The following is a 1,802-nucleotide window of genomic DNA, read 5'->3' as shown; positions in this document are numbered from 1 at the left end:
AACACCACGAACGCCTCCAGCTCCACACCCAACTCCACCGTCACCTCGTCCAGATGACGCGCACCGAGCACACGGGCGGAGAGGACGTCCGCGAAGTGTTCGGGCGTGGCGACGGCGAGTTCCGCATAGCCGGCCACCCCTGCGGCGTGGAAGACGGCGGTGAGGGGGTGTTCGGCGGGTATCGCCGCGAGCAGGTCGGCGAGGGCCGCCCGGTCGGTGACGTCACACGCGGCGACCATCACCTCCGTGCCCAACCCGGCAAGCTCCTCGACGAGTTCGGCCGCACCATCCGCCTGCCCGCCCCTGCGGCTCACCAGCAGCAGACGCTCGACGCCCTCCCTCGCCAGCCACCGCGCCAGATGCCCGCCCACACCACCGGTACCACCCGTCACCAACACCGTGCCCGACGGACTCCACGCCCGGACCGGAGCCGCGTTCGCCCCCAACGGCGCGCGCACCAGACGACGCCCGTAGACGCCCGACGACCGCACCGCCACCTGGTCCTCACCATCACCCGCCGCAAACACCCCCGCCAACGACCCCGCAACCCGCTCGTCCCACACGGCGGGAACATCGACCAGACCACCCCAGGTCGCGGGCTGCTCCAGCCCCACGATCTGACCCAACGCCCACAGCTGCGTCTGCGTCGCGGACACCGAATCGTCCGCACCCACCGCGGCCGCGCCCCGCGTCAGCACCCACAGAGCGGCTGCCGAACCGCTCTCGCCATGGGCCTGCACCAGCCGCAGCGTCGACTCCAGCGCCGACGGCTCGTCCCACGCCAGCAACGACACGACACCGGACGCCTCCGAGATGGCGGCCTCGCTGAGATCCGCCAACACCGACACCTCGGCCCCGGCGGCCTCCAGCGCCCCGCGCACCTCCTCCACCGGCGCGTCCCCACCGGCACTCACCACCAACCACGTCCCCGACAGACGGGCCGCCGCCGGCACCGTCACCGAACGCCACACCGTGCGGTAACGCCACGCATCCAGCACCGACCGCTCCTGACGCCCCTTGCGCCAGGCCGACAACGCCGGAACCACCGGCCCCCACACATCCGGCACCGAACCGTCCACGAGAGCAGCCACACCCTCGACATCCGCCCGCTCCACCGCACCCCAGAACGCCGCGTCCACCGGATCGACGGCTGCACCTGTCCGACCGGGCAGAGTGACGTCGTCGAGCCAGTAGCGCTGGTGCTGGAACGCGTACGTCGGCAACTCCACCCGACGCGCACCGCTCCCCGCGAACACCACCGACCAGTCCACCGACGCCCCGGCCACATACGCCTCGGCCAACGACGTCAGGAAACGACCCGCACCCCCGTCGTCCCGACGCAGCGACCCCACCGCCGCCACCACACGATCCGCGACCTCACCCGTCTCCTGCACCGCCATCGCCAACACCGGATGCGGAGACGCCTCCACGAACACCGCACCACCACGATCCACCAACGACCGCACCACCGGCTCGAACAGCACCCGCTCCCGCAGATTCGACACCCAATACGCCGCATCCAACGACACGGTGTCCAACCGCTCACCCGTCACAGTCGAGTGGAAGGCCACCGACGACGACTGCGGCCGAATCTCGGCCAGTTCGGTCAGGAGGTCCTCGTTGAGGGCGTCCACCTGGACGGAATGCGAGGCATAGTCCACCGCGATCCGACGCGCCCGCACCCCCGCCGTCTCGCACTCGGCCAGCAGATCGTCCAACGCCCCCGGCTCGCCCGAGACCACCGACGACGACGGCCCGTTCACCGCCGCCACCCCGATCCGGCCCTCGAACCGGACGATCCG

The 1,802-nt window shown here is 71.4% G+C and carries 1 protein-coding gene; it reads right to left on the bottom strand.

The window, feature by feature from the left end:
- Nucleotides 1-1,802: SDR family NAD(P)-dependent oxidoreductase (locus KMS84_RS04665; RefSeq protein ID WP_256914736.1), on the bottom strand; the 1,802-nt coding region annotated here is incomplete at both ends.

Origin of the sequence: Streptomyces hilarionis (genome assembly GCF_024539675.1) — a bacterium.
Classification (GTDB): Bacteria; Actinomycetota; Actinomycetes; order Streptomycetales; family Streptomycetaceae; genus Streptomyces; species Streptomyces hilarionis.
Note: the sequence above shows the minus strand (reverse complement) of the source record. Positions and strands in the feature narration are given on the sequence as shown.